13 protein-coding genes are annotated in these 12,697 nt (G+C 64.1%); 11 read left to right on the top strand and 2 right to left on the bottom strand.

The features are described from left to right. Positions 1-124: 124 nt before the first annotated feature. Entirely contained in the window at positions 125-922 is a 798-nt protein-coding gene (locus ACWUKX_RS21585; RefSeq protein WP_065006738.1) for a FadR/GntR family transcriptional regulator, read from the bottom strand. Positions 923-1,056: 134 nt separating this feature from the next. Then, positions 1,057-2,046: a sugar-binding protein gene (locus tag ACWUKX_RS21580; RefSeq protein ID WP_065006737.1), complete on the bottom strand. Its 990-nt coding sequence runs from the start codon at positions 2,044-2,046 to the stop codon at positions 1,057-1,059. 426 nt (positions 2,047-2,472) lie between these two features. Here ACWUKX_RS21580 and ACWUKX_RS21575 point away from each other — a divergent pair, with 426 nt between their 5' ends. The 11 genes from ACWUKX_RS21575 to ACWUKX_RS21525 all read left to right on the top strand — a co-directional run bounded on the left by ACWUKX_RS21575 (position 2,473) and on the right by ACWUKX_RS21525 (position 12,545). Then, the gene (locus ACWUKX_RS21575; protein WP_029351636.1) at positions 2,473-3,213 is read left to right on the top strand and encodes an ATP-binding cassette domain-containing protein; all 741 of its coding nucleotides are present in this window, start codon (positions 2,473-2,475) and stop codon (positions 3,211-3,213) included. A gap of 40 nt (positions 3,214-3,253) precedes the next feature. Continuing rightward, complete coding sequence (locus tag ACWUKX_RS21570; RefSeq protein ID WP_029351638.1) at positions 3,254-4,252, top strand: ABC transporter permease; 999 nt, start codon at positions 3,254-3,256, stop codon at positions 4,250-4,252. Between the two features lie 175 nt (positions 4,253-4,427). Beyond that, positions 4,428-5,255, top strand: a complete 828-nt coding sequence (locus ACWUKX_RS21565) for an AraC family transcriptional regulator (protein ID WP_029351641.1) — start codon at positions 4,428-4,430, stop codon at positions 5,253-5,255. Between the two features lie 115 nt (positions 5,256-5,370). Then, positions 5,371-5,814 carry an SRPBCC family protein gene (locus ACWUKX_RS21560; protein WP_029351643.1) on the top strand — a complete coding sequence of 148 codons (444 nt, stop codon included), beginning with the start codon at positions 5,371-5,373 and terminating at the stop codon, positions 5,812-5,814. Between the two features lie 16 nt (positions 5,815-5,830). Then, positions 5,831-6,622 carry an FAD binding domain-containing protein gene (locus ACWUKX_RS21555; protein WP_456008855.1) on the top strand — a complete coding sequence of 264 codons (792 nt, stop codon included), beginning with the start codon at positions 5,831-5,833 and terminating at the stop codon, positions 6,620-6,622. A gap of 48 nt (positions 6,623-6,670) precedes the next feature. Continuing rightward, entirely contained in the window at positions 6,671-7,153 is a 483-nt protein-coding gene (locus ACWUKX_RS21550) for a (2Fe-2S)-binding protein (RefSeq protein WP_287100104.1), read from the top strand. A gap of 14 nt (positions 7,154-7,167) precedes the next feature. Further along, entirely contained in the window at positions 7,168-8,535 is a 1,368-nt protein-coding gene (locus ACWUKX_RS21545) for a xanthine dehydrogenase family protein molybdopterin-binding subunit (RefSeq protein ID WP_456008854.1), read from the top strand. Position 8,536: 1 nt separating this feature from the next. Next, positions 8,537-9,541: a xanthine dehydrogenase family protein molybdopterin-binding subunit gene (locus ACWUKX_RS21540; RefSeq protein WP_456008853.1), complete on the top strand. Its 1,005-nt coding sequence runs from the start codon at positions 8,537-8,539 to the stop codon at positions 9,539-9,541. 9 nt (positions 9,542-9,550) lie between these two features. Then, positions 9,551-10,432 carry an AAA family ATPase gene (locus ACWUKX_RS21535; protein ID WP_456008852.1) on the top strand — a complete coding sequence of 294 codons (882 nt, stop codon included), beginning with the start codon at positions 9,551-9,553 and terminating at the stop codon, positions 10,430-10,432. Between the two features lie 89 nt (positions 10,433-10,521). After that, entirely contained in the window at positions 10,522-11,658 is a 1,137-nt protein-coding gene (locus tag ACWUKX_RS21530) for a vWA domain-containing protein (protein ID WP_456008882.1), read from the top strand. Continuing rightward, positions 11,658-12,545, top strand: a complete 888-nt coding sequence (locus tag ACWUKX_RS21525; RefSeq protein WP_456008881.1) for an amidohydrolase family protein — start codon at positions 11,658-11,660, stop codon at positions 12,543-12,545. Before ACWUKX_RS21530 ends, ACWUKX_RS21525 begins: the two co-directional genes overlap by 1 nt. Positions 12,546-12,697 lie beyond the last annotated feature (152 nt).

Genomic DNA, 12,697 nt, shown 5'->3' with positions numbered 1-12,697 from the left:
TCGCCCTACCGGGCACTTCTCCCGGTATAGTGACGGGGAGAAGGACGCCTTCGCCGACTGTTTGCGGCCAGACCCTCTCCCCGGCGGCAGCCGGATGAGGGGCAGCGCCAACGTTGGGCATGAATCAGCGCCGCGACCGCCCGATAACGTCGTCGGTATTGGCGAGCAGTCTGTGCACTGCGGTGCGGGCTGCAGCCGGCCGCTGGAGCCGGATGTTCTTCTCGATCGCCTCATGCAGCGCCTGCGCTCGAGGCTGGTCGCTGGTTTCGCGGGTGACGAAAACGAAGAGGTGGTCGAGCGCGGATTCGATCAGCACGCCAAGCGGTACCAGGAGGTCGTTGCCCGACGCCCGCAGGATGGCCAGATGAAAACGCGTGTCCGCGCGGGTGCGCTCCTGCAGCGTCGTCGCTTGGCCCATCTCCCGGCAGGCCTGGCTGATCTCGGCCATCTGCTCGTCGCTACGCCGGATCGCGGCAAAGGCGCTGGCTTCCGGTTCGATAATATGACGGAACTCCTGCACGGTTCTGAGGAACACTTCGCGGTCGGGCGACGTCGCGTACCAGGCCAGCACGTCGCGATCGAGCAGGTTCCAGCGCTCCTTCGGCTCGACCCAGCTGCCGATCTTGGGGCGTGAAGCCAGCAGGCTCTTGGCCATCAGCATCTTGATCGCTTCGCGAACCGCCGAGCGGCTGACGTTGAAAGTCTCGGACCATTTGGCCTCGTTGGGCAGGATGGCTCCCGGCGGATAGTCGCCGCGAACGATCCTGAGGCCGATCTCGTTGGCCAGCGACGCATGCACGCTCGATCCGGGGATCAGCGCCGCATCGGTACGGCGCGCGCCGGGCGGACGGGCAGCCTGTGCCTTGACCTTGGCCCGTGCATTAACCGTGGTAAGTCGCTTTTTCGATCTTGCGTCCGACATCCATGTTCCCCGGCACATGCTGAACTCAAGGCGCGGCAAAGCAGGAGCGGTTCGCCCCAGCAATCTCACCTCGTAGGTTTTCGTGAACCGGTGTGACGGGGCGCCCGTCGATCGGACGCCCCGAAACTGCGAACCTACTTCTGGATGCAGGTGTCGGCCGTATCCTTGGTGCACTCGTCGAGACCGGTGAAGACCGGATCGGCGACCGGCTTGCCTTCGATCAGGTCAATCATCACCGAGGGCGCCTTGTAGCCCATCTCGAACGGCCGTTGGCCGACCAGCGCGGTGACCAGACCCTCCTTGGCGATCGCCACTTCCTCACCGATCGTATCGGCAGCGCCGATGACGAACTCGTTCTTGGCGATCTTATCGGCCATCGGCTTGAACAGGTCGCGATAGGGCTGCGGCGCACCGAACAGCGGCCAGCCGCCCATGATGCCGAAAGCGTCGAGATCGGGATTGGCGGCGAGAATATCGGTCATCGCCTGCACGCCCTTGGCACCGTCGTCATTGGTGAACACCGGGCAGCCGGCGACCTCGGTCCAGCCGCCCTCGCCGGCGAGCGCCGGGAGATCCTTCTGGCCTGTAAGCGCGTCGCGCATGCCCTGAGCGCGGCGCAGGATGTTGTCGGCCGCCGGATTGCCTTGGATGGTGCAGATCTTGCCGCCATCCGGCTTGGCCTTCTTGATATACTCGCCGATCTTGTAGCCCATCAGGTAGTTGTCGGTGCCGAGATAGGTCTTGCGCAGCGCCGCATCTTCCTTGCTGAGGTCGGCGTCGAGCGTCATGATCGGGATCGACGGATTGGCGCTTTTGATCGTCTGCGCGATCAGCGGCGCGTTGGACGGCGAAATGGCCATCGCCACCGTGTCTGGCTTGCTCAGCATGTCCTGAACGATCTGGGCTTCGCCGGCCTCGTCCGAGGTCGACGCCGGACCTGTGTAGAAGCATTCATATTCCGAGTTGGCGTTTTCCGAGTTCCATTTCTGGCAACCCTGGTTGATGGCCTCGAAGAACGGATTGTCGAGCCCCTTCACCACGATGACGAGCTGTTTCTTGGCCATAGCCGGCCCGGCGCCCAACGCCAGCATGGCGACGGCAGCGAGCAATAGTGATTTCCTCATTTCAGTCCTCCCTTGAAACAGACGGACACGGCGTGCCCGCCACACAGACCGGCCCGGATGCGCGATGACAGAGGTTCGTTTCGCGAGCACTCGTGTCGCCAAGCCGGGCCGATAAGTATTTCCAGATGCGGCCGCAGACCAGCGCGGTACGGACGCTGCCAGATCCTCGACCGATAAACCTCCGCCGATTCCGCCGGCGCGCCGGAACAGGAGATCGGCATAATCTCCTCCGACGCTTAGCTAATATCGGCTTGCGACCAACGTCAATTGCTATTTGTCCTACAAAACGGATTTTTCGAAAGAAGCCGCTGTTGACGGCAAGGGGGCATGTGCGTAAATGGGCGAAAGCGCTGTTCCCGGGAGGGGCTGGGGAGAGCGAGGCCGCGGCAGAACCGCTGGCCGGAACCACGGGGAGGAAGCAGTCTGGTGTCGGTTCTCGAACTCGCCAACATCTCGAAACATTTCGGCGCCATCCAGGCCGTCAACGACGTTTCGCTGTCGATCGAGGCCGGACAGGTGGTCGGCCTGATGGGCGATAACGGCGCCGGCAAGTCGACACTGGTCAAGATGATCGCCGGCAATTTCCGCCCGAGCCACGGCACGATGCAGATGGACGGCAAGGAACTGATCCTGCACAAGCCGGTGGAGGCGCGCCAGCACGGCATCGAGATCGTCCATCAGGATCTGGCGCTGTGCAACAATCTGACGGCCGCCGCCAACGTCTATCTCGGCCGCGAGCTGCGCCGCGGCGTCGGGCCGTTTCGCATCCTCGACTACGCCGCGATGTACAAGCGCGCCGGCCAGATCTTTGCCGTGCTGAAATCCGAAACCCGCCCGCGCGACTTGGTCAAGCAGATGTCGGGCGGCCAGCGGCAAGCGGTGGCGATTGCCCGCACCATGCTTTCGCAGGCTAAGATCGTGCTGATGGACGAGCCGACGGCGGCGATTTCGGTCCGACAGGTCGCCGAGGTGCTGAACCTGATCCGCCATTTGCGCGACCAGGGCATTGCGGTCGTGCTGATCAGTCACCGCATGCCCGACGTCTTTGACGTTGCCGACCGCGTCATCGTCATGCGGCGCGGCCGCAAGGTCGCCGACAAGACGATCGCGTCGAGTTCGCCCGAGGAAGTCACCGGGCTCATCACCGGCGCCATCGAACAGGTTTGATGTCAGCGGGTTTCACCACGCAAGCAGATAAAGGTCGACGATGGCAGTAACTCTTGACCAGACGATCGCGCAGAAGCAGCACACTTTGCTGACCAGGGTGTTTGCCAGCCAGACCTTCTGGGTGGTGATCGCGGTCATCCTCGCCTGCCTGTTCCTGTCTGTCGCCACGGATTCGTTCGCCACGACGAAGAACCTCTACAACATCACCCGTAACGTCACCTTCGTCGCCATCGTCGCTCTGGGCATGACCTTCGTCATCATCACCGGCGGCATCGACCTTTCGGTCGGTTCGGTGCTTTGCCTGTGTTCGATGGTGCTGGCGGTGACCATGCATGCCGGCTACGGCATCGAGATCGGCATTGCCGCTGCAATCGCGACAGCGCTGATCATCGGCGCCTTCAACGGTATCTTGATCGCCTATCTCGGCTTTCCGCCGTTCGTGGTGACGCTCGGCATGCTGTCGATTGCGCGCAGCCTTGCCATGGTCGCCTCCAACAACACCGTCGTCTTCCAGTTCGGGCCGGATCACGACAAGCTTCTGGCGCTGGGCGGCGGCGCCTTTGTGTTCGGCATCGCCAATCCGGTGCTCTACACGATCGTGCTGGCACTGATCACCGGCTTCGTCCTGCGCTGGACGAAATTCGGCCGGCACATCTTCGCCATCGGCGGCAACGAGCATGCGGCGACGCTGACCGGCGTTCCGGTGCGCCAGATCAAGGTCGCGGTCTATATGATCTCGGCGCTGGCGGCCGGTATTGCCGGCATCATCCAGACCGGCTGGCTTGGCGCCGTCACCACCAATCTCGGCAACGGCATGGAGCTTCAGGTCATCGCCGCGACCGTCATCGGTGGCGCTAACCTGGCCGGCGGCATGGGCACGGCCTTTGGCGCCGTCGTTGGCGCGGCGCTGATCGAAGTGATCCGCAACAGTCTCGGCCTGCTCGGCATCAATGCCTTCTGGCAAGGCGTGTTCATCGGCGGCGCCATTCTGCTGGCGGTCCTGTTCGACCGGATCCGCAATTTCAGGCGCAACGAATAGACCGCAGGTGACGGACGCTATTCGTTTCCCTTGCTATCGCTCAGTCTGATAATCGGCCGGTATGGCCCATGACGGGCCCCAGGCGTGCGCATGTGCCTTGACGCAGGCCCGCACTGAGCCGCACTATCCCCATTGCAGGCGAAGGGAGGCCAGTCGCCTGCGGGAGGATATACCCATGACGGAAGCGATCAGGCTCTACTGGGGCCGGTTCGGACATGTTTCTGTCCTGAACGTCGCCAGCGACTTCGTCACCCATGCCCATGTCGAGGCGCATATCATCATCTGGCTGGAAGGCACGGCCGGCGAGATGACCATCGGTCGCGAAACGGTGCGGCTTGGGCCCGGCACCGCCGCCGGCATCAATTCCTTCCAGCCGCACAGCCACGCTTTGTCCAGCGACGGCCGGCCCGGCCTGTTCCTCGCCTTCTACATCGATCCGGACTGGGCGCGCCGGCGTCGCGACCTGCCGTCGTCCGCGCCGCTATTTTCAGCACCGGCGATCACGCTGGAGCCCTGGCTGCACAAGGCGGCAGCCAACCTTCTCGACCATCTCAGCGACAATGAGAGCATCGACGACATCGCCAATTACGAGATCGAGCGCTTCATCGACAGCGTGCTCGACGCCGCCGACGCCTCGGCACCGCAAGTAGCACGCGCCCGCGTCCACACCATGCAGGATTTCCGTGTCCGCAAGGCGATCCAGCTGATGAAGGCCAATGTCTGCGAGCGTATCTGCTTCGACGATGTGGCACGCAGCGTCGGCCTGTCGCGGCCGCATTTCTTCGCGCTGTTCAAGGAGCAGACCAATCTGACGCCCAACGTCTACTGGAACACGTTGCGCATGGAGGAAGCCGTGCGGCAGTTGCAATGGTCGCAGGAGCCGCTGATCTCGGTCGCCTGCAATCTTGGCTTCACCACCCAGGGCAATTTCTCGCGCTTCTTCCGCGATCATGTCGGCGTTCCGCCGACACTCTATCGCGAGGCGGCGCGGGCCATTTCCTGAGCCGCCTGGCAGCCGTTTTTCAGACTATTTGATAGGCGGTCAAGACGCATTGATAAGCGCCGCCGGGCCCGCCGCCCTACCCTCGCGACATACATGCTTGCAAGGGAACGACCATATGGCGAAAGTTACCATCTCCAGCGTCATCGACGCGCCGGTCGAAAAGGTTTGGGCGCGCATACGCGACTTCAACGGCCTGCCGAGCTGGCATCCGCGTATGGTCGAAAGCCATATCGAGGACGGCAAGGATCCCGGCACGATCGGCTGCGTGCGCAACTTTCAGCTCGCCAGCGGCGCCCGCATTCGCGAAAAGCTGCTCGACTTCTCCGACGGCAATTTCCTAGTCAGCTACTCCATCCTGGAGACACCGCAGCCGCTGACCAACCACAAGGCGACGCTGCAGCTGCGGCGGGTGACCGATGGCGACCGCACCTATGCCGAATGGACCGCCAGCTTCGACGCGCCCCCCGAAGAAGCCGACAAACTGGCCGAGGGCATGGGCGCCAACGTCTTCCAGGGCGGTTTCAACGCTTTGAAAAGTCATTTCGCCGGCCAAAGTTGAGCAAAAGGAGCCTTCCATGGCGCTCGCCCTGCAGACTTTCTCGACGGTCAAGGACGCCAATGCGGGGCTGAAAGCCGCCGGTACCCGATATCTCGGCGGCGGCACGCTGGTCGTGCGCGCCGCCAATGAAGGCGATGTATCGGTCTCCAGCCTCATCAGGTCGACCGAGCCGGCGCTGTCGGCGATCACCGTTTCCGGCGGCAAGGTCCGCATTGGCGCTTCGGTGACCATGGCGGCGATCGCCCGTCATCCGGATCTCGCGTCGCTTGCCCACGCGGCGCGCGCCGTCGGCGGCCCGGCGATCCGCAACATGGCGACCGTCGGCGGCAATCTCTTCGCCCCGGCGCCCTATGGCGACTTCACCGTGGCGCTGCTGGCACTGGACGCAACCGTCAATATCGACGACGGCGAGCTACCGATCGAAACCTTCCTGGCAAAACGCGAAAGCAACCACGCCATCATCACCGCAGTTGGATTTACGTTTCCGGCTGAAGGCTTTCGCTTCCTGAAAGTGTCGAGGATCAAGCCGAAGGGCGTCTCGGTGCTGAGCATCGCCGCCGTGCTGGAACAGGCACCGGACGGAACCGTGTCTTCGGCACGGATAGCGCTTGGCTGCATGGCCGACCGGCCGATGCGTGCGACGGCGGCGGAGAAAGCGCTGCTCGGCAGGACGCTCACCAGCGATGGCATCGCGCCGGCGCTTGCTGCGGCCGGCGACGGCACCTCGCCTGTTACCGATCCGATCGCCAGTGCCTGGTATCGCAACGAAGTCCTGCCGGTCCATCTCGGCCGGCTGCTACTCGGCTGAAATATCCAGGGGAGCGCGCTTGCCCACGCGCAGGCGCAAGGAGGAAACATGGCAAAGGTCCCGGTTCAGCTCACGCTCAACGGCGCGGAGAAGGCCGAATTCATCGACAGCGGTACGACGCTGCTCAACGCACTGCGCGACAAGATCGGCGACACCTCACCGAAAGGCGGCTGCCATCAAGGCACATGCGGCGCCTGCTCGGTCATCATCGACGGTGAGCTCCGGCTCTCCTGCCTGACGCTGGCCGAAACCTGCAACGGTGCGGCCATCACCACGACATCGGGGCTTTCGGAAGGCGGCGTTCTGCATCCGCTGCAGCGGGCCTTCCTCGACGCCTTCGCCACCCAATGCGGCTTCTGCACGCCGGGCATGATCATGGCCGCCAAGGTGCTGCTCGACCACACGCCGAACCCCAGCCGCGACGAGGTGGTCGAGGCGCTGTCGGGCAATATCTGCCGCTGCACCGGCTACGAGCCGATCATCCAGGCGGTGCTGACCGCCGCGCGATCCAATTCGCAGAACGCGGCTTGAGGGGAGTCAAAAAGATGGAACTCCGCAAGAACTACTTCGCCGACCAGCGCAAGGATGATCTGCACGAGATCGGCCAACCACGGCCGCGCTCCGATTCACCCGGCCATGTCACCGGCAAAACCGCCTATTTCGCCGACCGCAATTTTCCCGGCATGCTGTATCTGAAGATGGTGCGCAGCCCGCATCATCACGCCCGCATCCGCAGCATCGACACTTCAGAGGCCGAGAAACATCCGGGCGTCGTCAAGCTGCTGACCGCCAAGGATGTGCCGCACAATGTCTACACCATCCTGATCCTGATCCAGATCGGGCCGGAGGACGAGACGGTGCTGGCCGATGGCAAGGTGCGCTGGAAGGGCGAGGCGGTGGTGGCGGTGCTGGCCGAGACCGAGCGTGCCGCCCAGGAAGCGGCGGCCAAGGTCAAGATCGATTACGAAGTGCTGCCGGCCGTCTTCGACATGGAGGAAGCGCTGAAGCCCGGCGCGCCGATAGTGAACGAATATCACGGCCGGAACTATTATCTCTATGACAGCGGCGAATGCCGCAAGGTGCGCTTCGGCGATGTCGAGGCCGGCTTCGCCGGGGCCGATCACGTGCTCGAACAGACCTACCAATCCTCGCCGATTGAACACGCACCGACCGAGACGACCGGCTGTATCGTCGCGCCGGAGGGCAATGACCGCTTCACCTGCTACACCAACACGCAGGCGATGTTCTTCACCCTCGACAATGCCTCGATCATCCTGCAGATGCCCGGCAACAAGCTGCATTTCGTCGGCGGCACCGTCGGCGGCGGCTTTGGCGGCAAGGTCGACGTCATCGTCGAGCCGATCGCCATCCTCGGCGCCAAGCTGACCGGGCGGCCGGTCTCCTTCATCTACAGCCGCGAGGAGGAGATGCAGATCTCCTCGCCGCGCGCCGCCGAAAAGGTCGTCATCAAGGACGGCGTCATGAAGGACGGCCGTATCGTCGCCCGCAAGGTCACCGGCTACACCGATGCCGGCGCCTATTCGCGCCACTCGCCCTATGGCGCGCAGAAAGGCGCTGGCCACTATCCCGGCCCCTATACGATCCCGAATGTCTGGATCGACACCTACTGCGTCTACACCAACCGCACGCCCTCCTCCGCCATGCGCGGCTTCGGCGTCACCATCGGCGATTTCGCGCTGGAGGTGCAGATGGACAAGCTCGCCCGGCTGATCGGCATGGATCCGCTCGAAATCCGCTTCATCAATGCCTACCGGGACGGCGACATGAAGGCGCATCGCCAGCCGACCGAGGGCGCTGCGCTGATCGAGTGCATGCAGGAAGCCTCGCGCGCCGCCAACTGGCCGGTGGCGGAGAAGTTCATGGCGATGTCGTCCTACGCGAAGGGAGCTTGAGATGGCGATCAGGCGTGGACGCGGCGTCGCCGCAATCAACTATCCGACCGGCATGAACCTCGGCGGTGACCCGACCCAGGCGCTGGTGCATTCGACGCCGACCGGCAATTTCATGGTGACGCTGTCGAGCGTCGATCTCGGCCAGGGCATGAAGCAGATCATGGCGCAGATCTGCGCCGAGACGATCGGCGTGCCGACCGACCGCGTCGTCGTCGACACCGCCGACACCGATACCGGCCCGCACTGCATGGGGACCTTCGCCTCGCGCGGCACCCACCGCGCCGGCAACGCCGTCATCCAGGCGGCCAGGGAAGCCCGCCAAGTGATGCTGGAAGTGGCGGCCGAGGAACTGGAAGTGAATGCGTCGGACCTCGAGACCGACGGCCAAGGCAACATCCTGGTCAAGGGCGCGCCGCAAAGATCGATTTCGATCTTCGATGTCGCGCTGTCGGCTCACTTCAAGCGCGGCCGCTCGATTTCCGGCCGCGGCATGTTTTTGATCCCCCGCTCCTATCCCGAGAAAGAAACCGGCGCGATGAAGCCGTCGACCTGCTACGCCCACGCCTGCACGGTGGCCGAGGTCGAGGTCGATGACGAGACCGGCGAGGTCACCGTGCTGACGGTCAAGAACATTTTTGAGATCGGCCGCGCGCTCAACCCGAAAATGGTTGAGCAGCAGCTCATCGGCGGCTCATGGATGGGCATCAGCCACGCTCTCTACGAGACGACGGAACCCTATTATCCCAATCGCGATCATGGCGGCTCCGACTTCAACCAGTATCTGATGCCGGGACCGGGTGATCTTGCGCAAACCGAGATCATCGTGCTGGAACGACCCTCGGCCGACGGCCCGTACGGCGCCAAGGGGCCAGGCGAAATGTGCGCCAACCCGCAGATCCCGGCGGTCGCCAATGCCGTCTTCGACGCCGTCGGCGTGCGCATCGACACGCTGCCGATCACGCCGGAGCGCATCCTGCGCGCGTTGAAGGCGCAAGCCCCGAACTGAGTGTTGGAAATGCCTAGAAGAAGCGCCGAGACTGTCGCGACCTCGCCGGAGGCGGTGGCGTCGCACCTCGCCGCCTCGCGCTATCTGGCCGATGAAAGCCTGGCGACTGCCGTCTTCCTGGCGATCCGGCTGGGCAAGCCGCTGCTGCTCGAAGGCTCGCCGGGCGTCGGCAAGACGGAAGCGGCCAAGGCGATAGCTGAAGTGCTCGGGCGCGACCTCGTGCGGCTGCAATGCTATGAAGGCATCGACGCCGCGCATGCGCTCTACGAATGGAACTACCAGCGCCAGCTGCTCGCCATCCGTCATGCCGGCGAGCATGAGGTCGACATCTATGACGACCGTTTCCTGATCGCGCGGCCGCTGCTGCAGGTGCTGAAAGCGCCGGAAAAGCGCGTGCTGCTGGTCGACGAGATCGACCGTTCCGATCATGAGTTCGAAGCGCTGCTGCTGGAGTTTCTTTCCGATTTCCAGATCAGCATTCCTGAGAGAGGCACCATCCGCGCGACGGCGCAGCCGATCGTCATCCTGACCTCGAACCGTACGCGCGAGCTGGCGGAAGCGCTGCGGCGGCGCTGCGTCTATCACTGGATTACCTATCCCGACGCCGAGCGCGAAGCCGAGATCATCATGCTGCGCGCCGGCGACGTCGCCGAGGCCACGGCGCGTGCGGTGGCTGCTGCCGTGCACGATATTCGCGCCCGTCCGCTGGCCAAGCCGCCGGGCATCGCCGAAGCGGTCGAATGGGCGAACGCCGCGACCATCCTCGAACAGGGCGGCAGCCCGTGGCCGGAAGCTTTTCGCCGCGCCATCGGCGTGCTGATTAAGGACGAGGAAGACCTGTCCTATATCGCCCCCGAGCTTGGCCAGATCGTCGAGGAGGCACTGGCGTGACACGCGACGTCAACGACCCCTTCGCCCCGTTCGCAGCGCGGCCGAATACGGATCGACCTCACCGCTGGCGGGACAGCACCCACGAAGGAATGATGCGGGGAGAAAACTTACCCCTGGCGGCAGCACCCTTGCTCGGCTTTGGCCGGCTGCTGCGCCGCTATGGCTTCCCGGTGGCGCCCGAGCAGGTATCGGGCTTCATGCAGGCGGTGACGCTACTTGGACCGCGCTCGATGATTGACATCCACGAGGCAGCGCTTGCCACGCTGGCGCCGCCGCCCGACCGCCGCGACGAATTCGAGGCGCATTTCCAAAGCTATTTCTACGGCAACGCCACGGCCGTGGTCGAAGGCGAGGCCGACGACGAAACCCGCATCAAGGATGACGGCGGCGCCGGCGACGAGGAGAACGAGGTGGCGCGCCAGGAAAAAGGCGGCGAGCTATCGTCCGGCGCCGAACAGTTGAGCGCTCGCGACTTCCGGCGCGACGGCGACGGGCTTGCCGCCTTCCGCCGGAAGCTCGCTACCGCCTTGCCCGCCCGCCGCTCCTTCCGCACCGTGCGCACGCACGCGCGCGGCAAGCTCGATCTGCGCCGTTCGCTGCGCGAAATTGTCAGTGCCGACGGCGATGTGCCGTCGCCGCTGCTGCGCCGCCGGCAGACCGTGCCGCGCAAGCTGCTGATCCTGATCGATGTGTCAGGCTCGATGAAGCTCTACACATCGGATTATCTCAAGCTGGCGCATGCGGCGGTGCAAGGTGCGGGCCGGGCTGAAATCTTCACCTTCGGCACGCGGCTGACCCGCATCACAGCGGCGCTGCGCATTCGCGACCGAGACCAGGCTCTGGCCCACGTGGCAGCACTGGTCGACGACTGGGACGGCGGCACCCGCATGGGACCGACGCTGCTCGCCTTCCTGTCTGTGCCGCGCTTTTCCGCTTTCGCGCGCGGGGCGGCGGTGGTCATCCTGTCCGACGCGCTGGAGCGCGGCGATCACGCCGAACTGGAAATGGCGATACGCCGGCTGAGCGCACGCGCCTTCCGTCTTTCGCTGGCGACGCCGCTGGCCGGCGATCCGCGTTTCCAGCCGGCAACGGCAGCGCTTCGCGCCATCCTGCCGGTGCTCGACGATCTGATCGATGGTTCGTCCATCGCTGGTCTCACCGATTTCATCCTGTCGCTCGCCCGCCCTGCCCCAGCGGCCGCAGCCATCTGGAAAAGGGTCTCATGATGCAGAAGGCGATCGAGGCCCACTTCCACATCTGGCGCCAAAAGGATCAGCCATGGCTGGTCGGCCCGATGGTGCCGCGCATCTTCGGACCCTATGAACCGATCCGCCGCGACTATCCGATCGAGGAATTCCTGGCCGATCAGCAAGGCTCAGGCGTCGAGAAGGCGGTCTATGTCCAGACCAACTGGGCCAAGGAAGATTTCGAGACCGAGGTCGCCTTCCTGCAGAAGACAGCCGACGAGACCGGCTGGCCGCATGCCATCGTCGGCTATGCCGACATGACGGTGGACGATATCAGGCCCCAGATCGACCGGCTGATCAAGTACCCCCTGCTGCGCGGCGTGCGAATGCAGCTGCACTGGCATGAAACGCCCGCCTTCCGCTTCGCCGCCTCGGCCGATCAGGTGATCGACCCGAAAGTGCGGGCCAATGTGGCGCGGCTGAAAGACTACGGCCTGTCCTTCGATCTGCAGCTTTTCCCCGCCCAGATGAAGGACGGGCTGACGCTTGTCGGCGAGAATCCTGAGACCAAATTCATCCTGACCCATGCCGGCATGCTGACCGGCATGGAGCCGGAGACCACCGAGGCGTGGAAGGCCGGGCTGCGCACGCTTTCAGCAGCGCCCAACCTCTATGCCAAGCTCTCCGGCCTCGGCACTTTCGTCCACCGCAACGACCCGGCGCTCATCGCCTATATCGTCGACAACGCTATCGACATCCTCGGCAGCGACCGTCTGATGTTCGGTTCGAACTTCCCGATCGAGAAACTGTGGACCAGCCACGCCGAGCTGATCAAGGCGCACCGGGAGGCGGTGGCCAAACACGGCGCGGCGGCAGAGGCCGACATCTTCTGGAGTACGGCGGAGAAGGTATATCGGCCGGTGTAGCGCAGCGTTTTCCTTCTCCCCTTGTGGGAGAAGGTGGCCGAGCGAAGCTCGGTCGGATGAGGGGTGCTGGAAGGATCGTTGCGTAGAAGATGTAAGCGCTTCAAACCATTTTATATTTTCTCGCTGCGTTTCTCCCAGCACCCCTCATCCGT

The organism is Mesorhizobium sp. f-mel (genome assembly GCF_053850215.1).
Note: the sequence above shows the minus strand (reverse complement) of the source record. Positions and strands in the feature narration are given on the sequence as shown.